Origin of the sequence: Croceibacterium salegens (genome assembly GCF_009827435.1) — a bacterium.
In the GTDB taxonomy this organism is placed as follows: Bacteria; Pseudomonadota; Alphaproteobacteria; order Sphingomonadales; family Sphingomonadaceae; genus Croceibacterium_B; species Croceibacterium_B salegens.
Map to the genome: position 1 here is coordinate 46,673 of NZ_WTYM01000036.1, position 22,429 is coordinate 69,101.

The following is a 22,429-nucleotide window of genomic DNA, read 5'->3' on the forward strand; positions in this document are numbered from 1 at the left end:
CCGACCACAGGTTTCAGTTGAGGTTGATCTCTATGAAATTGATTTCGCCGGTGTCGAGGTCGACGCGGAATTCGATCCGCCCGTAATCGAACGGCACCAGTTCGCGAGCGTAATCTCGTGCCAGCAGCATGATCTTCTGGGCGAATTCGGGGTGATCGAAGCGCTTCAACGCGGCCTTCTCGGTGTTCTGCACGAGGTCGCGCTTCTCGTAGTAGGTCCACAGTTTCTGCGTGTTCTCGCGCTCGTACCACAGTATCGGTAGCGGGATGGGGCGCCCATCGAGGGTGATGAAAGCGCACTGCACGTCGTAACCGTCGAGATAGGGCTCAACGATGGCGTCGTGGCCCTGGCCGTGGATGTCGGCGATGGCGTTAGCGACGCCCTGCCAGTCATAGGCGTCGGACACTTCCCAGCTCGCCGAAGAGGCGTTGGGCTTGATGACCCAGCGACCGGTTGGCGCGGGCGGCAGGTTCCTTTGCTCGACCGGGCCGCCGCGACGATAGCAGAACCACGGTGCGGTGGGGACGCCGGCGTGGAGCGCGACTAGCTTGGCGACCGACTTGTCGTCTCCCAGTCCGCGCAGGAAGGGCATGGCCCCAAGGTATGAAATGCCGTGCTTGTTGCACAGGATCGGGATCAACATTTCGCTGTTTACGAACCCGCCGCGGTTGAGCAGAGGGAAGACGAAGTCGGCGTCAGGCTTCCGGTAAAGCACGTCGCGCTTGTCGGCGAGCTGCAGGTTGAGCCCGAGCCCATCCAGCGTGCAGCGCACTTCGTGGTGGTAGATTGCGTGGTTGCCGTCTTCGGGATGCATGCCGCCGCCGAACAAGGCGTGCTTGGCCATGAAAAGAGTGCGCACCCGCGTTCTATCCGCCTGCGTCAAGCGCAGTGGCTCGATAGCGCTAATCATTCGACTTGGCCCCCTTCGCCCTGTCTGAATCGATTCGCTGCGACCCGCTAGGCCTACGAACATACGCCCGTGACACTGGTTCTCAATATGCAGGATTTTGTGACAGCCTGAAGTGACGGTGTGGTCTGCGCCGGGGGCTACATGCGCGAGTACTGTAAAGCTCTCAAACACAAGCGATCCCTGGGAGATATTCGGGAATATCCTATCGCCCAGCTTTGCCGGGAAGAAGAATCTTTATCCCCCCGGCAACCGCCTCGCGCTGCTTCAGGATCGCCTCGCAGCAGGCGTAGGTCCGCTCGTTGTCGACGTCGATCGCCAGAGATCCATCGGCAAAGGTGACGACCCTGGCCTTGACGCCGAAGCGCGCGCCAATGCGCTGGAAGGCCTCTTCCATGGTCGCGCGACGCAATAGGTAGAGCACGATGTTCCAGGGGCCGATTGCGCGCATGAGACGGCCCGGCTTGGCCTGGAACTGGCCGCCTTTGCGGAATAGCTCAGTAGCGGCGAAGGCGTCGTGTCCACTGAGAGCATAGATGTTGCAGTTGGCGTACTCGCCGTCGCGCAGCTTGTAAGAATTGCGCTGTCCTTCGGGATGGGCGGCGAGCACACTCTTGCGCCTCGCCACACCGATCACGGCATCGGCACCGTCGAGCGCGGCGACCATTTGGGCAAAGCCGTCGGCCGTGAGCAGCACGTTGTCGGCCGTAGTAATGACGAAGGGGCCTGCGCGCGCCTTGGCTGCGGCAAGCACGCTGGCGATGATGTTGCGGTCGTTTGGGACGAGATCGAAGCGTGGGCCGCGCTCGCGATAGGCGTCGAAGATCCGTTCGACCGCCTCATGCGCCTCAGGCTCCAGAGAGACGTGGATCTCGCCGACTTCCGGAATGGTCGACAGCGTGTCGAGGACATGGTCGATCAGCGGTCGGCCACAGATCGGGACAAGGCACTTGTGCGACACCCCGGCGCGTGCCGCGAGCGGATTTACGACGCCGGCGCGTTGGGCCGCGAGGAGTATGACGGTGACGGGTTTTCCGGTCATGCTTCCCCCTGATGAGCAGACCCGGTTGCACTACTGTGACGGGCCCGCACCGAAACGGAGCGGGCCCGTCAAGATTTCATTCGCCGAAAGTTCGCTGCCACCAGCCGCGGCGCGGCGTGCCGTCGTCTTCGAGCCCCTCCTCGGCGCCGCCATTGGCGTCATTGGCGGCTTCGGGCGCCGGTGAATGCTCTTCGTCGACCTGAGCGGTTTCAGCTTCGGCCTTGGGTTCGACCTTTTTCTTGCGCGCGCGCTTGGGCTTCGGTGCTTCCTCAGCCACAGGCTCGGCTTCCGGTTCGACAGCAGCTTCGGCTTCGACTTCCGCCTTCTTCCTGCGCGTACGCTTGGGCTTGGGCGCGTCCGCAGCAACGTCTTCCGGCGGCTCGGCTACGGCTTCCGCCGCGGGCTCAGCTGCATCGGCCTCGCTTTCGGCCGGCTTCTTGCGGCGCGAGCGACGCTTCGGTTTTTCCTCGACAGCAGCCTCTTCGGCCACCGGCTCGGAGGTTTCGACCGGCTCGGAAGCCTCGACCTGTTCGCCTTCGCCGGAGGTGTCGTCGACAACTTCGCCGTTCTCCTCGCCGGTGCCCTCCTCGCGGCGGCGGTTGCGGCCCCGACCGCCACGGCGGCGGCGACGCTTCTTGGGTCGTTCCTCGCCGGAATCGTCGTCGCCAGTGGGACGCTCGTCGGCAGGCTCTTCACCGCCTTCTTCGTCGCCGCGGGCCTCGTCGTCCTGCTGGCGATTGCGGCCACGTCCGCCACGGCGGCGGCGGCGGCGCTTCTGCGGCCGCTCACTGTCGCGTTCTTCCTCGACATCCTCTTCGTCGTCGAACTCTTCGACTTCGGGCTCGTCGCCGTCGTCTTCGTCAATGATCGCTTCGAATTTGGGTGCTGCGGTCGGGCGTGGTCCGGCGCTGGTAACGCGCATCTTGGCGCCTTCGTCCTCGCCCTCGGGCACGACTTCCACGGCCACGCCGTAGCGGTCCTCGATCTCGGCGAGATCGGCGCGCTTGGCATTGAGCATGTATATCGCGGCCTCGGTCGAAGCATAGAGTGTGATCAAAGAGCCGCGGCCCTTGGCTGCTTCGTCTTCGATCAGGCGCAGCGCGCTGAGGCCGGCCGACGAAGCAGTGCGGACGAGGCCCGTACCGTCGCAGTGCGGGCACGAACGGGTGGTTGCCTCGAGCACGCCGGTGCGCAGGCGCTGGCGGCTCATTTCCATCAGCCCGAAGCCGGAAATGCGGCCAACCTGGATGCGCGCGCGGTCGTTCTTGAGCGCGTCCTTCATCGCCTTCTCGACCTTACGGACGTTCGATCCGTATTCCATGTCGATGAAGTCGATCACGACGAGGCCGGCCATGTCGCGCAGGCGCAACTGGCGGGCAATTTCGCGCGCCGCTTCGAGGTTGGTGTTGAGCGCGGTCGCCTCGATGCCGTGCTCCTTGGTCGAACGGCCCGAGTTGATGTCGATCGAGACCAGCGCCTCGGTCGGGTTGATCACCAGATAGCCGCCCGACTTGAGTTGCACGACCGGGTCGTACATCGCCGAGAGCTGGTCTTCCGCGCCGTAGCGCTGGAACAGCGGCACGGGGTCGGAATAGGCCTTCACGCGCCGCGCATGGCTGGGCATCAGCAGCTTCATGAATTCCTTGGCCGAGCGATAGCCTTCCTCGCCCTCGACCACGACTTCCTCGATGTCGCGATTGTAGATGTCGCGGATCGCGCGCTTGATCAGGTCGCTGTCGGAATGGATCAGCGCCGGGGCCGTCGACTTCAGCGTGCTCTCGCGGATTTCGTCCCACAGCCGGGCGAGATAGTCGAAGTCGCGCTTGATCTCGGTCTTGGTGCGCTGGAGGCCCGCGGTGCGGACGATCATGCCCATCGCCTTGGGCAGCCTGAGCTCGCCGACGATCGACTTCAGCCGCTTGCGGTCCGCAGCGCTTGAAATCTTGCGCGAAATGCCGCCGCCGTGGCTCGAATTGGGCATCAGCACGCAATAGCGGCCGGCAAGGCTGAGGTAGGTAGTCAGCGCGGCGCCTTTGTTGCCACGCTCTTCCTTCACGACCTGGACGAGCAGCACCTGGCGGCGCTGGATGACGTCCTGGATCTTGTAGCGGCGGCGCAGCGCGAGGCGCTTGGCGCGCAACTCGTCCATTTCCTTGGCCCGGCTGCGGCCATCGCCGCGGCCCTGCCGGCGACCACGCCCGCGTCCGCGGCCGCGCGAACGGCCGGAGTCGTCCTCATCGCCTTCCGCGCTCTCTGCGTCGTCTTCGTCCTCATCGGACGAATCCTCGTCACCGTCATCGCCGTTTTCGACCTGGCCGTCCTCGATGGTCGAGACGTGATCCTTTTCGTTGGTGTCGATTTCCTCGACGCCATCGTCGTCATGGTCTTCGTCGTCGCGATCGAGCGCTTCATCGTCGTCTTCGTCGTCGAAGTCTTCGGAGGCGCGCAGCGCAGCCTCTTCCTCAGCGTGCGCCTGTTCTTCGGCGATCAGCGCCTCGCGATCCTGCTTGGGGATCTGGTAGTAGTCGGGATGGATTTCGTTGAAGGCGAGGAAGCCATGCCGGTTGCCGCCGAAATCGACGAACGCCGCCTGGAGCGACGGTTCGACCCGCGTGACCTTGGCTAGATAAATATTCCCCTTGATCTGCTTGTGATCGGCAGATTCAAAATCGAATTCCTCAATCCGGTTGCCCTTGAGCACCGCCACCCGGGTTTCTTCCTGGTGGCGCGCATCGATAAGCATGCGCGTTGCCATTGAATTGTCTCCATGCGCGCCACGCCCTTGCCTTGCGCCGGGTTGCTACCCGGGCAATCGCGTGGCCACGCATCTCTGTGAATGTACCGGCGCACCCGCGAGCGCGGCCGGAGGATAAATAGGCGCTGGTGCGATGGATCGCGCCGGCGCGGCTTGACGTGTCTGTCATGGCGATAAGGCGCAGGGTTTCGATCTGCGCGCATGTACCGGCCACTGCGCTGCCAGCCGAGGGCTGCAACGGAGTAGGAGGGCACAATCTTGTCACTATGGCATCAACCTTGGAGTGATTACCGGGAGCCGAAACTGGGCCTGCCGGGCTGCCCGCAAGAACTCTATCGGGCTGGCGCTAGCTAGCACCGGGTCCGGTGCAGGGCAACTATATTGCGCTGCACTCGCGGCGCTTTCGCGATTGGCAATCGGATGATAGCGCCAGTCCAGCTTCGTCTCCGGCAGGCTCACAGGCGGCCGATCTGGCCCATTGATTTGGCAGCTATCCCCAGCGCTTTGCAATTTTTACTTGTTCATTGCGCGATGCGCCCGATATCGAAGCGCTTGGGATGTGGCATCGCCTGCAAATTGCGTTCGTCTTCCTTTTGCCTGTGGCGCTCGTCGGGGGACTGAACCTGCTGGGGCTGGCGATCCCGGTGCCGGTCCTGGGGCGCGACTACGTGATCCGCATCCCGCTGCCAGAGCCGGGCGCGCACGTCGGCCTTCCGAAGATCGAGGGGCCTCAGGACGCCAGCCGCCCGCTGGTCGTTATCGACGCCGGTCACGGCGGGCACGATCCCGGCGCCGTCGGTGAAGGTTTCAAGGAGAAGACCCTTGCACTGGGCCTTGCCAAGGCGCTTCGCGACGAACTCGTCAGGGAAGGCGGCATCCGCGTGGCCCTGACCCGCTCGGACGATACCTTCCTCGTTCTCGACGAACGCGCCGAAATTGCCCGCCAGCTCGGTGCCGACCTGTTCCTCTCGATCCATGCCGATTCCGCCGGCGAGAAGGACCAGGTTACCGGGGCCAGCGTCTATACCCTTTCCGACAAAGCATCGAGTGAAGCGGCGGAGCGTTTTGCCGCGCGGGAGAACAGCGCCGACACGATCAACGGCGTTGCGCTCACGGGGCGCAGCGACGCGGTCAACTCGATCCTCGTCGACCTGGCGCAACGGCGCACATCTGGGGCTTCTGCCATGTTCGCCGGGCTGATCGTGCGAGAGGGGGATGGCGTACTGCAATTCCACCCGCAGCCGCGACGCTCCGCTTCACTCGTCGTGCTGCGCGCGCCCGACGTGCCGTCGGTGCTCTACGAAAGCGGTTTCGTGACCAACAAGAAAGACGCGGAACGCCTGTCCTCTCCTGAAGGTCGCGAACGCTTCGCGAAAGTCATGTCGCAGGCGATCCGCATCTATTTTGCTCGCGAGTCCGGTGCATAGCAGCTCGGCCTGCCGCAAACGAACTTCCCTCATTCAGAATCCGCGTGCTAGGGGCGGCTCGATATGGCCGAGACCGACCAGTCCGCGAGGGAATACTTCCACTACCGCATCCGCCGCGACGCGAGCGGGGTGGTCACGTGGTTCAAGCAGCAGTGGCACGCGAAGTGGTGGTTCAAGTGGATCTCGGGCGCGCTCGGGCTGGGCCTCGCGATATGGATCATCGGCTGGACCGTGCTCGCTGCCGGGCTGCCCGACGCGGGCAAGCTGGTCGACTATGAACCACCGCTACCCAGCGTGGTGCGTGGCGATGACGGCGAGATCGTCCATTCCTATGCCCGCGAACGGCGCGTCCAGCTCGAATTCCAGGATTTCCCGACCCAGCTGATCAACGCTTACACTTCGGCCGAGGACAAGACCTTCTGGACCCACGGCGGCATCGACTTCGGTGGCTTCGTCGGCGCGGTGATCGATTACGTTAGCAAGATCGGTTCGGGCGAACGCGCGGTCGGCGGTTCGACCATCACCCAGCAGGTAGCCAAGAATATCCTGGTCGGTGACGAATACTCGGTCACCCGCAAGCTCAAGGAGATGATCCTCGCGCGGCGCATTGAAGGTGTGCTGACCAAGCAGGAAATCATTACCCTCTATCTCAACGAAATCCCGCTCGGCCGCCGCAGCTTCGGCGTGCAGGCGGCTAGCCGCGCCTATTTCGACAAGGACGTCGACGAACTCACCCTGCCGGAAATGGCTTTCATGGCGATCCTGCCCAAGGCGCCGGAGCGTTATGGCCGCAGCAAGTACCAGGATCTCGCCATCGAGCGCCGCAACTGGGTGATCGACGAGATGGTCGACAACGGCCACATCACCCAGGCCCAGGCAAACGAGGCCAAGGCAGCGCCGCTCGGCCTGAAGACCCAACGACCCGATCCGCGTTCGGTCGATGCCGGCTATTTCCTCGAGGAAGTGCGTCGGCAACTGATCGACAAGTACGGCGAGCAGGCTGAGGACGGGCCGCACAGCGTCTATGCCGGGGGCCTGTGGATCCGCACCTCGCTCGACCCGAAGATGCAGATCGCAGCGCGCGACGCCTTGCGGGACGGCCTGCTGCGCTATTCGGCGGGCAAGGCCTGGCACGGTCCGGTTGCGACGATCGATCCGAAGAATGGCGACCTCAAGAAGCAACTCGCCAGCAGCTATCTCGGCATAAACTACAAGGATTGGCGCATCGGCGTCGTCACCGAGCGCAGTGGCCCGAGCGCGCGCATCGGCTTCGCCAGCGGGGAGGAAGGTCCTCTGACCGGACTGCCCGACGCACTTCGGGTTGGCGACGTAATCGCCGCCGCTCCGAATGGAAATGTATGGGCCGTCAGGACCGTGCCCGAAGTTTCAGGCGGGTTCGTGGCTATGGACCCTCACACCGGCCGTGTGGTCGCCATGCAGGGCGGGTTCGACAGCCGCCTGTCGGACTTCAACCGGGCGACGCAGGCGCTGCGCCAGCCGGGTTCGACCATCAAGCCGTTTGTCTACGCTACCGGGCTCGATCAGGGCATGACTCCGGCGACGATGGTCCCCGACGCGACCTATTGTTATTATCAGGGCGCCAACCTCGGTGAGAAGTGCTTCCGTAACTTCGGCGGCGGCGGCGGCGGCGAGCACACCATGCGCTGGGGCCTCGAACAGTCGCGCAACCTGATGACCGTGCACATCGCGATGGATGCGGGCATGGACAACGTCACCAAGACGTTCAGCCGCGTCGGAATCGGCGACTACCAGAACTACCCGTCATTTGCGCTCGGCGCCGGGGACACCACGGTGATGCGTATGGTCAACGCCTATTCGGCGCTGTTCAACCACGGACTGCAGCACAAGGGCACGCTGATCGACTACGTGCAGGATCGCCGTGGCAAGGTCATTTGGCGCTCCGACAATCGCGCCTGCAATGGCTGCAATATGCCCGAGTGGGACGGCAAGCCGATGCCGCGCCTTGGCGACGCCGGAAAGCAGGTGCTCGATCCGCGCACCGCATTCCAGGTGCTGCACATGATGGAAGGCGTCGTGCAGCGCGGCACCGCTGTACGGCTGCGCGCTCTGGGCATGCCGCTGGCCGGCAAGACCGGTACCACCAGCGGCCCGACCAACGCCTGGTTTGTCGGCGGTGGTCCCGACATGATCGCCGGGATGTACGTCGGTTTCGACCAGCCCCGCAATCTCGGCGGCTGGGTCCAGGGCGGCAACACTGCCGCGCCGATCTTCAAGCAGTTCGTCGAGACGACGCGCGAGCGCTGGAACGGACGCCCGTTCCTTGCACCTCGCGGTATCCGCATGGTCCGAATCGACCGGCGCACCGGCACCCGCGTGTTCGACGGCGAGCCGACCAGCGACCCGCTCTCTTCGGTAATCTGGGAAGCATTCAAACCCGATTCCGAACCGCGCCGCACCCAGCGCCAGGACGAGATCGACGCGATGCGTGACACGATCCTCGCCGAACTGCGCCGCATCGAGGCCGGGCCTTCGCGGAATGCTTCGACGAACGGAGAGGCGCAGGAAAACTTCGCCGCCGAGCAGGGCGGAATCTACTAGCGCCGAAGCCGTCGCTGTTTGCATTGGACAATGTCAATGCGACGAGGCAAAATGCGCAGCATGAACAAGCTCGCCCCGCTCACCGCACTCGCCGCGATCGCGCTTGTCGCATCGCCTTCCTACGCTGCGCTCAAGGAAGGCGCCAAGGCGCCCGAAATCGTCGCCAAGGGCGCGATGGCGGGCAAGCCGATCACCTTTGACCTGAACAAGGAGCTGAAGAAGGGGCCGGTCGTGCTTTACTTCTTCCCCGCCGCCTTCACGCCGGGCTGCAACATCGAGGCGGCCGCCTTTGCCGAGGCGATCCCCGATTTCGAGAAGGCGGGCGCGACCGTGGTCGGCATGACCGCGGGCAACACCGACCAGCTTGCCGATTTCTCGGGCAAGCACTGCGCGGGCAAGTTCCCCGTCGCGGCCACCACCCCGGCGATGGTCAAGGCTTACGACGTGGCGTTGCCCAACAACGCCAACGGCTGGACCAACCGCACGACCTTCGTGATCGCACAGGACGGCAAGATCGTGCTGAGCTATTCGGACCTCAAGCCGAACGATCACATCACCGAAAGCCTCGCGGCAGTTCGCGCCCTCAAGAAGGGCTGATTACGCATAGGCGAGGGGAGGAATTGCCTCCCCTACTTCCCCCGCAGCCCGCCTTCCGCTAGGCGGGCCGCTCTTTTTTTTGACCGAAGGATTTTCTCATGCGTGCCGAAGGGCAGGCCCATATCGACCGTATCGAGGCGGCACTGGCGCTCGTGCGCAAGTCGCTCGACTGGGAGCGTGCGGTGCGTCGCCTCGACGAGCTCAACGCCCGGGTCGAGGATCCGACGCTGTGGAACGATCCCAAGCAGGCCGAGGAAGTCATGCGCGAGCGACGCCGGCTCGAAAGCGCGATCGGCACGGTCAACGAGATTACCGGCGAGATGGCCGACGCTGTCGAGTTCGTCGAACTGGGCGAAGCTGAGAGTGACGACGCTGTGGTCGCCGAGGGGCTTGCTTCGCTAGCCGGTCTCGCCGACCGCGCCGATGCCGACAAGGTCCAGGCGCTGCTCGGCGGCGAGGTCGACGGTAACGACACCTATCTCGAAATCCACGCCGGGGCTGGGGGCACCGAAAGCCAGGACTGGGCCGAGATGCTGTTGCGCATGTACGCCCGCTGGGCCGAACGGCGCGGCTTCAAGGTCGAGACGGTCGAATACCAGGCCGGCGAACAGGCCGGTATCAAAAGCGCCACGCTGCTGCTCAAGGGCGACAACGCTTACGGCTACGCCAAGACCGAGAGTGGTGTGCACCGCCTTGTCCGTATCAGCCCCTACGATTCGAGCGCCCGGCGCCACACCAGCTTCAGTTCGGTCTGGGTTTATCCCGTGATCGACGACGACATCGACATCGAGGTCAATCCGGCAGACCTCAGGGTCGACACCTATCGCGCCAGCGGCGCCGGCGGCCAGCACATCAACACCACCGACTCGGCGGTGCGCATCACCCACATCCCCACCGGTATCGTCGTTGCCAGCCAGCACGACCGCAGCCAGCACAAGAACCGCGCCACGGCAATGAACATGCTCAAGGCCCGGCTCTACGAGCGCGAGATGGCCGAGCGCGAGGCCGTGGCGGCAGGCGAGTACCAGGAAAAGACCGACATCGGCTGGGGCCACCAGATCCGCAGCTACGTCCTGCAGCCCTACCAGATGGTCAAGGATCTGCGCACTGGCGTGACCAGCCCGACGCCCGACGACGTGCTCGATGGAGAGATTGACGAGTTCATCGCCGCAGCGCTGGCGCAGAAGGTAACCGGCGAAACGGTCGAGGTCGAGGACGTCGAGTAGGGTCTACTCGTCGGCAGATTCCGAATCGTCGCCCGGTTCGGCATCCCAGCTCTCCCCGTTGTCACTCGAGCCATCCTCCTTGCGCAGGATGCCAAGCGGCTGGAGATCGACGATGTGTGGCACGGAAATGAACTTTTCCGCCGCCAGAGCAGCCTTTTGCAGAGCTTCTTTGGTCGTGAAAGTACAGCTCGACAGGGAGGCGTCGTTCTTCGGGCCGATCGGGATTCCGAAATCCGGTTTCTCGCGCACCATCCCGTCGATATCCGGTGTACCGGCGCACTGGGGCCAGTACATTTCGATGTCGCCGTCCGTGCCGACGTGGCCGAGAAGGTAGAGCTCGCCGTCGGAATCCTCCTTGGAGCGGTCGACGAGGATGAAGTATTCGCCCGAGCCGCCCTTGATGGGGACGAAACCCATGATCGAGGTCTCGGAGCCGCTCTCACCCTTCTTGATCGCAACGCCCTCGACCAGCCCGTCGGGGCGTACAGTGAGGTCGACATGCCCCTCGACATCGCCGTCCTTGTTTTCGCTATTGTAGCTGCCGGCGATATCGAGATGGGCGTAGTCGCCCGGACCGAACAGCGGCTTCTCCGATATCCAGCAGCCAGTCAGTGCCAGGCCCAGCGCGAGTACAAGCAGCGTCCGTCCCATGATCACCCCCAAATTGCAGCCGCGAGACTAACCCCCATGTTATGTCACGCAAGCTTTGCCTTGCAGAACCGGCGTAGCTAAGGGGGCGCGCTAATGCATCGTTTTCTCATCCGGTGCGGCCTTGCCGCGGCGTGTCTTGCGTTGTCAGCCTGCCAACAGGCGGAGGATACCACGCGCCCGCCGACCGCGCGGGATTTTCCGCGCGCTTATCGCCCGGTTTCGGCGGTCAGCGGCAATGCGTTCTCCAACGAGCAGTCGCGCGACGACCGGCGCGAGGCGCAGACCGTGATGGACTTGGCGGAAATCCGCAGCGGCATGACCGTCGCGGATATCGGCGCGGGCGAAGGCTACTATACGGTCCGGCTCGCCGAACGGGTCGGCAAGAGCGGACGCGTTCTGGCCGAGGACATCGACGGCGACGCGCTGGCCCGGCTCGGCAACCGCGTCGAGGCCGAGCGGCTCGACAACGTGTCGATCAAGCGCGGCACCGAAGACGACCCTAGGCTGCCGCGGGGCAGCTTCGACCGCATATTCATGGTACACATGTACCACGAAGTCAGCGAACCCTACGCGTTCCTGTGGCGACTGCGCCCCGCGCTGCGCGAAGGTGGGCAAGTGATCGTTGTCGACGTCGACCGGCCGACCGACCGACACGGCATTCCGCCCAAGCTGCTGTTCTGCGAATTCGAACGCGTGGGCTTCCGACTCGCCGAATTTGTTCGTAAGCCGGAGATAGCGGGCTATTTCGCACGCTTTGAAGCGGTGGGTGAAAGGCCCGATCCGCATGATATCGAGCCCTGTAGCCAGCCCGGCGGAACATCCGCCGACGGTCTAGAGAGCTAGGGCGAGGACAAGGGACCAAAATGGCATTCAAGGGGCTGCAACCGATTTCCTATGGCGGCCGAGAGGTCTGGCCGCTGATCGAAGGCGGCAAGGGCGTTTCGGCGACCAATCACATGAGTTCGGGCGCATGGGCGGCCGCGGGCGGAATCGGCACGGTCAGCGCGGTCAATGCCGACAGCTACGACGCCGAAGGCAAGATCATCCCGCAGATCTACGACCAGCTGACCCGCAAGGAGCGGCACGAACAGCTCGTCCGCTATGCCATCGACGGCGCCACCGAGCAGGTCCGCCGGGCCTACGAGATCGCCAGCGGCAAGGGCGCGATCAACATCAATGTGCTGTGGGAAATGGGCGGGGCACAGCAGGTCCTGGAGGGGGTGCTGGAGAACTGCAAGGGCCTGATCACCGGCGTCACCTGCGGTGCGGGCATGCCCTACAAGCTGGCCGAGATCGCCGCGCGCTTCAACGTCAACTACCTGCCGATCATCAGCTCGGCCCGCGCCTTCCGCGCGCTGTGGAAGCGCAGCTATCACAAGGTCAGCGAGCTGATGGCAGCGGTGGTCTACGAAGACCCTTGGCTGGCCGGGGGGCACAACGGCCTGTCGAACGCCGAAGATCCGGAAAAGCCCGAGGATCCGTATCCCCGCGTAAAGGCGCTGCGCGAGACGATGCGGAGCGAAGGCGTTGCGGAAAACGTCCCGATCATCATGGCAGGCGGCGTCTGGTTCCTGCGCGAATGGGACCACTGGATCGACAACCCCGAACTCGGGCAGATCGCCTTCCAGTTCGGCACTCGTCCGCTGCTGACCGAGGAAAGCCCGATCCCGACCGGCTGGAAGGAAGCACTCCGTTACCTCGAGGAAGGTGACGTCCTGCTGCACCGCTTCAGCCCGACCGGCTTCTACAGCTCGGCGGTGCGCAACCCGTTCCTCCGCAACCTCGAAGCGCGCAGCCACCGGCAGATTCCCTACTCCAAGGTCGAAGCCGGGGAGCACACCGTGCAGCTCGATGTCGGGGTAAAGGGCAAAAACTTCTGGGTCGCGCCGAAGGACCTCCAGCGCGCTCGCGACTGGGTAGGCGAAGGCCACACCGAGGCGCTCAAGACGCCCGATGACACCGTCGTCTTCGTCAGCCCCGAAGAACGCGCCGTCATCCGCGAAGACCAGGCCGCCTGCATGGGATGCCTGAGCCATTGCGGCTTCTCTTCGTGGAAGGACCACGACGATTTCACCACCGGGCGCCTCGCCGATCCGCGCAGCTTCTGCATTCAGAAGACCCTGCAGGACATCGCCCACGGCGCCCCGGTGGAAGAGAACCTGATGTTCGCCGGCCACGCCGCGTTCCGATTCAAGCAGGACCCGTTCTATTCGAACAACTTCACGCCAACCGTGAAGCAGCTGGTCGATCGCATCCTGACCGGCGACTGAGCTTTCAGGTACCGGACAAGCAAGAGGCCGCGGCGCTGGTGCGCTGCGGCCTCTATTCTTTGCGCGGGGGGTGCGCGGGGGTCAGGCAGGCTCGGGCTGCTTGTTCTTGAGCTGCTGAACATCGCCGGCGCCGAGGCGGTGACCGCCGATGGCCCAGTCGCCCTGTTCGACCTCCATGATCCGCACCCAGGTGACCTGGCGCATGCCTTCGCCTTCGACGGCGAGCATGGCGTCGGTAACGCCCTGGATCAGTTCGGCCTTTTCTTCGGCGGTGAAAACGTCCTTGATGACGTCGATGGTAACGAGCGGCATATTCTTTCTCCTCGGATTTGCATTCGGGCCGGTGTGACCCGATAACCCGGCTTCTAGGTTCGATGCCGCGGGCATGCTTGAAGACCGCCTGAAGATTTCTTGGAGATTTACCGAAAAATGGGGAATCCGGCGGCTGTCACCTACAAATTCGGCGATTTCGCGCTCGACGAAGCGCGCTTCGAGCTTTGTCATAACGGTGAGCCGGTGCCGTGCGAACCGCAGGTTCTTTCGCTTCTGCTGTTGCTGTGCGCCAATTCCGACCGGCTGGTCGACAAGGACGAGATCGTCGAAAAGGTCTGGGACGGGCGAATCGTATCCGAAGCGGCGATTTCCGCGCGGATTAAGTCGGCGCGCAAGGCGATCGGCGACGATGGCGCCGCGCAGCGCCTTATCAAGACCATCCACGGCCGGGGCTTCCGCTTCATTGGCGATCTCGAATTCGTTTCGCGAGCCGAAGCAGAACCTGCTCAGTTCGCATCGGGAGCAGGGCAGGGCGTTGAAGCGGCGGGTTCGCAGCGGCCGTCGATCGCCGTCCTGCCGCTGCGGCGCATCGGCGAGCCCGGGCCCTACGACTTCATTGCCGACGCCATGCCCGACGAGCTGATCATGGACCTATCGCGGCTTCGCTCGCTGTTCGTGATCGCCCGCGGCTCGAGCTTCCGTTTCCGAGATCGCGAGGTCGGCGATGCCCTCGGGGTGCGCTACCTGCTTGGAGGATCGGTCGAGAAAGCCGGAAACGAGATCGTCATCCGGCTCGAGTTGAGCGACACCGTAAGTGGCAGCGTACTCTGGGCCGAGGCCTATCGCAGCGGCGCAGACGAGCTACAGCAATTGCGCAGCGAAATCCTCCGCCAGGTGGTCATGCACGTGGAGATTCGCATCGCCCAGAACGAGGCGCAGCTTGCCCGTGCCCAGCAGGCGAATTCGCTCGGTTCGTGGTCGGCATATCATCTCGGCCTCGACCATATGTTCCGGTTCAACCGCGCCGATACCGACCTTGCGGCGGACTATTTCCGGCGCGCCCTGGAAACCGACCCGCACTTTGCCCGCGCTTATGGCGGGCTGTCGTTTACCAGCTTCCAGCGTGCGTTCATGCGCTTCGACGCCGATCGTGATGCGCTTGTTTCGCAGGCCCGCGACTTCGCCCAGCAGGCGATCGACAACGATCGACTCGATCCGTTCTCCCATTTCAACATGGGGCGCAGCTTCTGGCTCGAGGGCGATCTCGACCGCAGCCGGTCGTCGCTCTCGCACGCGGTCGAACTCTGTCCGAACTTTGCCCAGGGCGTCTACGTGCACGGGCTGGCTTCGACGCTGGCGGGGGATACCGACACTGCCGACGACGATCTCAGGCACGCCATCGCCCTGAGCCCGCTCGATCCGTTGCGCTACGCGATGATCGGCAGCCGCTCCTTCGTCTACACATTGCGCGGCGACTACGAGAAGGCCGCGGAACTGGGAATACAGGCTGCGCTGACCCCCGGAGCGCACAAGCATATCGACGTCATCGCTGCGATCGGTACAGCGCTGGCAGGGCGGCGCTCGGAGGCCGAAGCTTGGGTGGCAAGGGCCCACAGCCGCGACACCGGGGTCAGCGCCGCCGACTTCCTCAAGTCCTTCCCCTTCGCACAAGGCGAGGGGCGCGAACTCATCGAACGGACGCTGGCCGATCTCGGGCTGTAGACGAGAGGTCTAGCGCCACAGCTGCAGTTCGCGAATCTCGGCGGGAATCGTTTCGTCGGCGTCAGGGCGCGAAAGGACACGTTCGATTAGCTTCCAGCCGCGCCGCACCTTGCCGCGTTGCCACAGGTCGGTGACCCAGACCTGGCCCGACAGTTCGTGGCGGCCGATCTTCGCTTCAATCGTCAACTGGCAGGCAAAGACGGCGGTGGCGCCGTGGCGGCGGACATAGACTTCACCGAACCGGTAGGATTCACAGCGGAAGCGGTCGATTCCGTCGAGCCAGCTCGGCCGGTCGAGGATCGCCGCGCGCGTGCCGCCCATCAGGAAGATGAAATCGCGCGAAGCGAGCGCCTTCATCGCCTTGCGGTCGCGCTGGATCCAGGCGCGCATCCACTGGTGTTCGAGCGTTTCGATCTTTGTGGCAAAGCTATCCATGACTACAGCGGCCTAGCGAATGTTTGGCGCGACACAAGCCGAGCGCTTTCGTGCCTTTGCGAATCTTGCCACCGTTGCCGACGGCCGCGCTGGTGGTGCTCGTGACATAGGCTATTCAGCGGTCTATGCTCTCCCTGACCATTCAAGAACGGGGGGCAGGTTGCGCAAACTTGTTCCAGTCTTCTGGGTACTACTGGCTTGCACCGGAGCAATTCCTGGCATTGTTTGGGCGCAGGCATCAGTTCCGCAGTGTTCGCGAGAGGTCGTTTCGATCTCTTGCAATCCTCTGCCGGATTTCAGGGGATGCATGCCGCCGCAAGCGGAAAGGTGGGCGCGGGAATGTGGGCTGACTGTCGATTTTCCTACCGAGGAGGAATACGGCACGCTCCCCGAAGACATGATTACGGCCCAGACCGTGCCTGCCGGAACGCGCGTGACGGGGCCGATGTTCATCGGACTTTGGCGATCGATGGGGCCTCGTCCACAGGTTGTTGTCCCCGTCTCGGTCCCGACTGCCACCGAGACGGGGACAACCGAATTCGAAACACCAGAGGCTGACCTTTCGCCCACACCGACGGCAACACCAACGTCAACTCCGGAAATCCAGTGGCCGCCACCACTACCGCCGCCACCTTCATCTCCACCTCCACCTCCACCGTCCGAGCCACAATGGTGGGAGCAGGTGCCATGGCTGGTCGTCGTGCTAGTCGGCGCGGGGATTGCGGCGGTCGGATATGCGGCGCGCCGCCTTTTCGCTGCTCCAGCCTTACCTGAGGTCATTTGCAGGATCACGCCAGGCCGGCTGCGCGATTCCGGGCACGAAGGTCCCGCCGTTTCGCTGCCGGAGGTTGAGATCATTGTCCTGATAGATTCGGGGAGGCTTGTGGCGACGCCTTGCGACATTCAACTGCGGGAGGATAGGGATGATTGAAGTCGATCGCTTCGACCTCGAAGTCATGCTCAGCGAGGAGGCCGTCGAGGCAGCCGGTGTAAAGGCCGCAGAGGTTCTCGCCGAAGAGAATGGGAGAAAGTGGGCCAAGGTTGCCATTCCCTTGCTCGGCGATCGCATCCGCTGTGCAATCGACGACGAGTTGGCGGCGTTCGATCCTCTGTCGGTGTTCGCACAATGCTGGTCGAAATGGAGCGAACTGGCTGCCATTCCCGCAGGCAAGCGCACACATGTGCGGTTAGGCAAGCACGTGATCGAGCACGACTTCCTTCCGGCCCTCTCCTTCCGCCTTGGTCCGATGGTCAGCGATCCCATTGAGTTCACATTGACCGTGCAGGCAGAAATCGAGTCCGTGGAACTGAAGGTCGTCGATCGCCACATCACGCGGGTCGGCGGTGGCAAGTGCAACATGGGCGCAACGCTGAAGTATGCCGACCAGAAAATATGCGGGAGCGGTGCGCTGTGCAGCTACCGAATACCCGGTGACTATCGATTCAAGAATCCGATCAGGATCGCGGGCCCACGGGGAGGAGCCGACACCTGCTGAAGCTCGTGGCTATTCGGCATCTTCGTAGTGCCGCGAGTAGCTGCAGGCGCGGATGCGGTTGAAGCGGCCGTCGGAATCGAGGTCGTAGATCGCGAAAGTGTTGACTTTCAACACCTTGCCGTGCGGCAGCTCGATCACCGACTGGTTCTTGCCCGGCCGCGGTTTGAAGGTGGCGTTGACCTCGGCGAAGATACAGTCCCCGCCATCGGCGAACTTGACGATGTCGACCCGCTCTTCGACCGCCTGATGGAACGGGATGTAGAGGTCGAGGATCGCCTGCCGCCCGTGAAAGACGAGACCCGCCGCCGGGTTGAGGATGAACTCGACGTCGTCCGCGTAGTACGACCCGAGGCGGTCGTAATCGCGGCCGTTGAACGCGGCGACGTAGTCTTCGTAGGCTGCCCGGTCCATCAATCCAGCTCCCATGTCCGTTCGCCCACCCGCGAACGGTCCCTCCTTGCGGCGACTCCGTGCGCCTGTCTAGGTAAGGCCGATGCGTTCTTACTTGTCCGGCCTGATCCTCTTGACCTTGGCTGCCCCGGCGGCCGCGCAAGACCGTGAGACGCCCTACTGGGCCTCGATCCGTGCCGACGTGGCGAACATGCGCGTCGGGCCGAGCGAAAACTTCCCGATCGACTGGGTCTACAAGCGCAAGGGCCTGCCGGTGAAGGTAGTGCGGGTGATGGAAGGCTGGCGCCTTGTGGTCGACCAGGACGGCGCGCAGGGCTGGTTTTATGCCCCGCTGCTGAGCCCCGACCGTGCTGCTGTGATCGTCGGCAAGGGCCTCGCCGCGATCCGTGCAGAACCTGATTCGAACTCTGCGCTTCGCTGGAACGCCGAACCCGGCGTCATCGGCAAGCTCGGCGACTGCCAGCAGGGCTGGTGTGAGTTCGACGCTGGCGGCCGCAAGGGCTGGGTCGATGCCGAGCGCCTGTGGGGTGACGGCGACCCCTGACAGGTGAGGGCGGCCCACCGGGCCGCCCTTCCAGTTGTCATGCCAAGTCGATCAATCGACGTCGTCGGCAGACGATTCCTCCGGAGCCAGAGCGTCGGGCCTTTTGGTCACTTCGATCGACCTGCCGTCGCCGCCGACTTCGGTGGCGGTGAACTTGCCGCTCTCATCGGGCTTGGTGACACTATAGCAGCGCTTCTGTTGGTCGGCACCATCACCGTCCGGGTCAAAGCAGACGTTTTCGCCGTCCATCGACCACTTGCCGGCTTCGTTCATTTCGGCGCCGTCGCCTTCGGTATAGCTGCCGTCGGCGCTGATCACGGTGGTGACCGTTGCACCGTTGTCTCCGGCCTCGGTGTATGTCCCGACCCATTCGGCGCCCGGCATCGGCGCTTTGGCGGTTTCGGTCGGTTCGGGTGCCGGTTCGGATTGGCTGCACGCAGCCAGCAGGCCGAGCCCGGCGATCATGGCAATCTTCTTCATCGAATTACCCCCGTGTTTGGTCCCTCCGCGCATGGAGGGCCTGTAAAGCGAAAGGGCGACCCCTGGGCCGCCCTTCCTGTTCCCTTGCGGGATTTCCTTATTCCGCTGCCGGAGCCGCTGCCGGCTTGACGGTCACCGGATCACCCTTGTCTGGCGTGGCGGTGAACGTGCCGTCCGCTCCCGCCGGGCTTTCGGTGTAACACATCGCCTCGACGCCCTCAGTGGTGGGCGTGAAGCAGGTCTTTCCGTCGGTCACTGCCCAGGTGCCCTCGGCAGTGACTTTGCCGTCGGCGTCGGTGTCGGTGTAGGTGCCGTCGGCTTTGAGTGTCGAAGTGGTGACAGTGCCTTCCGGTGTGGTCGCGGTGTAGGCGCCGGGTGCCGATCCGTTGGCCGTCAGCATGACAGGTGCCGGAGCCGTCGTTGCGGTTTCGGTCGGCTCAGGTGCGGGTTCGGACTGGTTGCACCCCGCAACAGCAACGAGTCCCGCGAGCAAGATAAGTCTTTTCATGGCCTTCTCTCCCCAAAGAAAACGCGTCCCTTGCGCCGCTTAGCACATAGACGGCGCGATGGGGAGGAATCTAGCCGGCCGGCGCAGCTGCCTTCGGACGCACGACGCCGACCGAGCCGTCGTCAGCGGTCACCCGCATCGTTCCGTCGGGCTCGGGCGGGCCGTCGGTGAAGCAGCGGTGGCCTTCGACGCCTTCGGTCACGAAGCAGGTCTTGCCGTCCTGCATGAAGATCGTACCGCCCGCCGCCGAACCATCGGAGTTGACGCGCGACCAGGTCATCCCGGGGTGGACGGTGAGCTGGTCGACCGTGCCGTCGGAGCGGGTGACTTCGTAATCGCCGGGCGCAACGGCTTCGAAACCCGCCTTGCTCGGGTCGACCACGCCGGACTCTTCCATCGCCGTTGGAGCGACGGTGGCTTCGGTTGCCGGGGCCGCTTCTTCACTGGCTTGATTGCAGGCGGCGAGCGCCAGCGGTGCGGCAAGCAGAATTGCTTTTATCATGGCACGTTCTCCCAGTGCGGACCGCGCGGGCGGTCCGTTCCTCATCACCGCAAGAACGCAATGCGTGGATTCAGGTTCCGCGCAGACGGAAGCTCAGCACATCTCCACGGCAACCGCGGTGGCTTCGCCGCCGCCGATGCACAGCGAGGCAATGCCGCGCTTCTTGCCCTGCTTCTTGAGTGCGTTGAGCAGGGTGACGATGATGCGGGTGCCGCTGGCTCCGATCGGGTGGCCGAGCGCGGTGCCGCCGCCGTTGATGTTGATCTTTTCGTGCGGGATGCCAATGTCGCGCATCGCGAACATGGCGACGCAGGCAAAGGCCTCGTTCACTTCCCAAAGGTCGACGTCGTTGACGCCCCAGCCGGTCTTTTCGAGCAGTTTCATGATCGCGCCTACGGGGGCGGTGGTGAAGTCCTTGGGCTCCTGTGCATGGGCGCTCATGCCCATTATCGTGGCGACGGGTTCGAGGCCCTTTGCTTCGGCGACGCTCTTGCGGGTGATGATGACCGCCGCCGCACCGTCAGAGATCGAGGACGAGGTCGCCGCGGTGATTGTGCCGTCCTTGGCGAAGGCGGGGCGCAAAGTCGGGATCTTGTCGGGACGACCGTTGCCCGGACCTTCGTCGGTATCGACCGTCACATCGCCCTTGCGGGTGGCAAAGGTGACAGGGACGATCTCGCCTTCGAACGCGCCGCTGGCGATCGCCGCGTTGGCGCGCTCGAGCGAGGCGATCGAGTATTCATCCATGTCCTGGCGGGTGAGCTGGTATTCGTCGGCCTTGTCCTGCGCGAAGGTGCCCATCGCGCGGCCCGCTTCGTAGGCATCTTCGAGCCCGTCGAGGAACATGTGATCGTAGGCGGTGTCGTGCCCGATGCGCGCGCCCGAACGGTGCTTCTTGAGCAGGTAAGGGGCGTTGGTCATGCTCTCCATGCCGCCGGCGACGACGATGTCGGCACCGCCCGAGGCGAGCGCTTCGGAGCCCATGATTACCGTTTGCATTCCGCTGCCGCAGACCTTGTTGACGGTGGTCGCCTCGGCGCTCTTGGGCAGGCCGGACTTGATCGCCACCTGGCGGGCAGGGGCCTGGCCGAGCCCGGCGGGAAGCACGCAGCCCATGTAGATCCGATCGATGTCTTCACCCGCAACGCCCGAGCGTTCGACCGCCGCTTTGACCGCAGTGGCGCCGAGATCGGTCGCCGCCACGTCGGACAACGCCCCCTGCATCGCGCCCATCGGCGTGCGCGCGTAGCTGAGGATGACGATCGGATCGGATTCGGAAAACTGGGCCATGGGGGCTAGGACCTCGTACGAATGGAATCTGGATGGGTGGCACCTAGTGATGCGGGGAGGGCAATGCAATCGTGCCCGGATACTGATGGTTTCGCTGGCGGCGGCTTTAGCGTCGCTTGCCGTTGGGAAGGCCAGTGCCGAAGACTGGGCCGGGGCCGATGCCGAAACCGGGCAGATCGCCGACATTGCTGGTCTCGTTCGGCTCGCAGCGAGGTTTCCTGACAGCGGTTCGGTGGCCCTGCGGCTGCTCAACGCCCAGTTGGCGGCAGGAGAGATGACTGCCGCCCTGCAGAAGATCGTCGTTCTCTACTCGCGCGGCTATCGATTGAGCGCAGCAAGCGAGGAGCGTTTGCTCGACATGGCCGATGCCGACCAGGCCGCCTGGCTCGGAAGCCTGTTTGGACGCGAGCGGCAGTCGATCGAGGCCAGTACGGTTTTCGCGACGATCCCGGCGAATGCGCTGCTGGTAGAGAGCCTTGCTCAGGACCCGCAATCCGGGGCACTCTATGCGACGAGCGTGGTCTCGCATGACCTTTTCGTCTCGGTCGGCGGAGGCGAATGGCGCGCACTCGGACTGCGCGATGCGGCTGCTCTAACCGGTATCGTGCGCGACCCCAGGAACGGCATGATCTGGGTTTCCTCAGGCGACCCGGGTCTGGGAAGCGAGCCATTGCCCGGCTTTCGGGGTCTCATCGGTTACAATCCCGCGAAGGGCGCAATTGTCCGTCGGATCGCCGCGCCTGAAGGTTCGAACCCTTCCGATCTCGCCATTGCGCCCGACGGTACGTTATATGTCAGCGACGGTCTGGCAGGCGTGATCTATCGAGCGGCGCCCGGCGCAGAATCGCTTGAGGTTGCGGTACCGGTCGGCACGTTCCGTTCACCGCAAGGGCTGGCGGTGGTGCGCGGCGGAAAGCGACTCTACGTCTGCGATTACCGTTACGGCCTCGCCTGGGTCGACGTGCCGAGCGGCAAGGTGAACCGGCTCAGCGGTCCCGGTCTGCAGTACCTCGACGGAATCGACGGCCTCTGGCTGCATGGCGATGCACTCATTGCGGTGCAGAACGGGAATCGGCCCATGCGGATCGTGCGGCTGGTCTTGTCGTCCGATGGCAAATCGATCGAGTCCGCGCGCGTGCTCGAACAGGCCAACCCCGCGTGGACCGAGCCGCTCGGCGGCACCTTGGTGGGCGACCAGCTCCTCTATATCGGCAACGGCCAGTGGAATCGTTTTGGCGAGGGCGGGGCGCCCGATCCCGACAACCCTCCGGGGCCGACGCAGATCCGCGCCCTTCCGCTCGGGAAATAGGCCC

The 22,429-nt window shown here is 64.1% G+C and carries 21 protein-coding genes; 10 read left to right on the forward strand and 11 right to left on the reverse strand.

Annotation, left to right across the window (positions count from 1 at the left end):
• Positions 1-13: 13 nt before the first annotated feature.
• The 3 genes from GRI89_RS08330 to GRI89_RS08340 form a co-directional block, all read right to left on the reverse strand.
• Positions 14-844 (reverse strand): D-alanine--D-alanine ligase family protein, encoded by an 831-nt coding sequence (locus tag GRI89_RS08330; protein WP_235913010.1) that lies wholly within the window; start codon positions 842-844, stop codon positions 14-16.
• 268 nt (positions 845-1,112) lie between these two features.
• The gene (gene mobA / locus GRI89_RS08335) at positions 1,113-1,949 is read right to left on the reverse strand and encodes a nucleotidyltransferase family protein (RefSeq protein WP_159794069.1); all 837 of its coding nucleotides are present in this window, start codon (positions 1,947-1,949) and stop codon (positions 1,113-1,115) included.
• 76 nt (positions 1,950-2,025) lie between these two features.
• Positions 2,026-4,704 (reverse strand): Rne/Rng family ribonuclease, encoded by a 2,679-nt coding sequence (locus GRI89_RS08340; RefSeq protein ID WP_159794071.1) that lies wholly within the window; start codon positions 4,702-4,704, stop codon positions 2,026-2,028.
• Positions 4,705-5,228: 524 nt separating this feature from the next.
• On the opposite strand from GRI89_RS08340, the gene GRI89_RS08345 reads away from it, so the two are divergent.
• From GRI89_RS08345 to prfB, 4 genes are all read left to right on the forward strand, one after another.
• Positions 5,229-6,131 carry an N-acetylmuramoyl-L-alanine amidase family protein gene (locus GRI89_RS08345; RefSeq protein WP_328598161.1) on the forward strand — a complete coding sequence of 301 codons (903 nt, stop codon included), beginning with the start codon at positions 5,229-5,231 and terminating at the stop codon, positions 6,129-6,131.
• Positions 6,132-6,194: 63 nt separating this feature from the next.
• A complete protein-coding gene (locus tag GRI89_RS08350) occupies positions 6,195-8,711 on the forward strand; it encodes a penicillin-binding protein 1A (protein ID WP_159794073.1) in 2,517 nt (838 codons plus the stop codon).
• A gap of 60 nt (positions 8,712-8,771) precedes the next feature.
• Positions 8,772-9,308: a peroxiredoxin gene (locus GRI89_RS08355; protein ID WP_159794075.1), complete on the forward strand. Its 537-nt coding sequence runs from the start codon at positions 8,772-8,774 to the stop codon at positions 9,306-9,308.
• Positions 9,309-9,406: 98 nt separating this feature from the next.
• On the forward strand, positions 9,407-10,534 hold the full coding sequence (prfB, locus tag GRI89_RS08360) for a peptide chain release factor 2 (RefSeq protein ID WP_159794077.1): 1,128 nt from the start codon (positions 9,407-9,409) through the stop codon (positions 10,532-10,534).
• A 3-nt stretch (positions 10,535-10,537) separates the two neighbouring features.
• Here prfB and GRI89_RS08365 read toward each other — a convergent pair whose 3' ends face one another.
• Entirely contained in the window at positions 10,538-11,185 is a 648-nt protein-coding gene (locus tag GRI89_RS08365) for a hypothetical protein (protein WP_159794079.1), read from the reverse strand.
• Positions 11,186-11,278: 93 nt separating this feature from the next.
• On the opposite strand from GRI89_RS08365, the gene GRI89_RS08370 reads away from it, so the two are divergent.
• Positions 11,279-12,028: a class I SAM-dependent methyltransferase gene (locus tag GRI89_RS08370; protein WP_159794081.1), complete on the forward strand. Its 750-nt coding sequence runs from the start codon at positions 11,279-11,281 to the stop codon at positions 12,026-12,028.
• 20 nt (positions 12,029-12,048) lie between these two features.
• Positions 12,049-13,455 carry an NAD(P)H-dependent flavin oxidoreductase gene (locus tag GRI89_RS08375; RefSeq protein ID WP_159794083.1) on the forward strand — a complete coding sequence of 469 codons (1,407 nt, stop codon included), beginning with the start codon at positions 12,049-12,051 and terminating at the stop codon, positions 13,453-13,455.
• A gap of 81 nt (positions 13,456-13,536) precedes the next feature.
• Here GRI89_RS08375 and GRI89_RS08380 read toward each other — a convergent pair whose 3' ends face one another.
• The gene (locus tag GRI89_RS08380; protein ID WP_159794085.1) at positions 13,537-13,767 is read right to left on the reverse strand and encodes a tautomerase family protein; all 231 of its coding nucleotides are present in this window, start codon (positions 13,765-13,767) and stop codon (positions 13,537-13,539) included.
• Between the two features lie 117 nt (positions 13,768-13,884).
• Between GRI89_RS08380 and GRI89_RS08385 the strand changes: the two genes are divergently transcribed.
• Positions 13,885-15,450: a winged helix-turn-helix domain-containing tetratricopeptide repeat protein gene (locus GRI89_RS08385; RefSeq protein ID WP_159794087.1), complete on the forward strand. Its 1,566-nt coding sequence runs from the start codon at positions 13,885-13,887 to the stop codon at positions 15,448-15,450.
• A 9-nt stretch (positions 15,451-15,459) separates the two neighbouring features.
• Here the strand turns inward: GRI89_RS08385 and GRI89_RS08390 are convergent, their stop codons facing one another.
• Positions 15,460-15,885, reverse strand: a complete 426-nt coding sequence (locus GRI89_RS08390) for a nuclear transport factor 2 family protein (RefSeq protein ID WP_159794089.1) — start codon at positions 15,883-15,885, stop codon at positions 15,460-15,462.
• 923 nt (positions 15,886-16,808) lie between these two features.
• Between GRI89_RS08390 and GRI89_RS08395 the strand changes: the two genes are divergently transcribed.
• A complete protein-coding gene (locus GRI89_RS08395; protein ID WP_159794091.1) occupies positions 16,809-17,381 on the forward strand; it encodes a hypothetical protein in 573 nt (190 codons plus the stop codon).
• 9 nt (positions 17,382-17,390) lie between these two features.
• Here GRI89_RS08395 and GRI89_RS08400 read toward each other — a convergent pair whose 3' ends face one another.
• Positions 17,391-17,792 carry a nuclear transport factor 2 family protein gene (locus tag GRI89_RS08400; protein ID WP_159794093.1) on the reverse strand — a complete coding sequence of 134 codons (402 nt, stop codon included), beginning with the start codon at positions 17,790-17,792 and terminating at the stop codon, positions 17,391-17,393.
• An 82-nt stretch (positions 17,793-17,874) separates the two neighbouring features.
• Here GRI89_RS08400 and GRI89_RS08405 point away from each other — a divergent pair, with 82 nt between their 5' ends.
• Positions 17,875-18,336 (forward strand): SH3 domain-containing protein, encoded by a 462-nt coding sequence (locus GRI89_RS08405; protein ID WP_159794095.1) that lies wholly within the window; start codon positions 17,875-17,877, stop codon positions 18,334-18,336.
• A 51-nt stretch (positions 18,337-18,387) separates the two neighbouring features.
• Here the strand turns inward: GRI89_RS08405 and GRI89_RS08410 are convergent, their stop codons facing one another.
• From GRI89_RS08410 to GRI89_RS08425, 4 genes are all read right to left on the reverse strand, one after another.
• On the reverse strand, positions 18,388-18,816 hold the full coding sequence (locus tag GRI89_RS08410) for a hypothetical protein (protein WP_159794097.1): 429 nt from the start codon (positions 18,814-18,816) through the stop codon (positions 18,388-18,390).
• A 97-nt stretch (positions 18,817-18,913) separates the two neighbouring features.
• Entirely contained in the window at positions 18,914-19,324 is a 411-nt protein-coding gene (locus tag GRI89_RS08415) for a hypothetical protein (RefSeq protein WP_159794099.1), read from the reverse strand.
• Between the two features lie 70 nt (positions 19,325-19,394).
• A complete protein-coding gene (locus GRI89_RS08420) occupies positions 19,395-19,826 on the reverse strand; it encodes a hypothetical protein (protein WP_159794101.1) in 432 nt (143 codons plus the stop codon).
• A 93-nt stretch (positions 19,827-19,919) separates the two neighbouring features.
• Positions 19,920-21,116: a thiolase family protein gene (locus GRI89_RS08425; protein WP_159794103.1), complete on the reverse strand. Its 1,197-nt coding sequence runs from the start codon at positions 21,114-21,116 to the stop codon at positions 19,920-19,922.
• Between the two features lie 85 nt (positions 21,117-21,201).
• Between GRI89_RS08425 and GRI89_RS08430 the strand changes: the two genes are divergently transcribed.
• Entirely contained in the window at positions 21,202-22,425 is a 1,224-nt protein-coding gene (locus GRI89_RS08430) for an SMP-30/gluconolactonase/LRE family protein (RefSeq protein WP_159794105.1), read from the forward strand.
• Positions 22,426-22,429 lie beyond the last annotated feature (4 nt).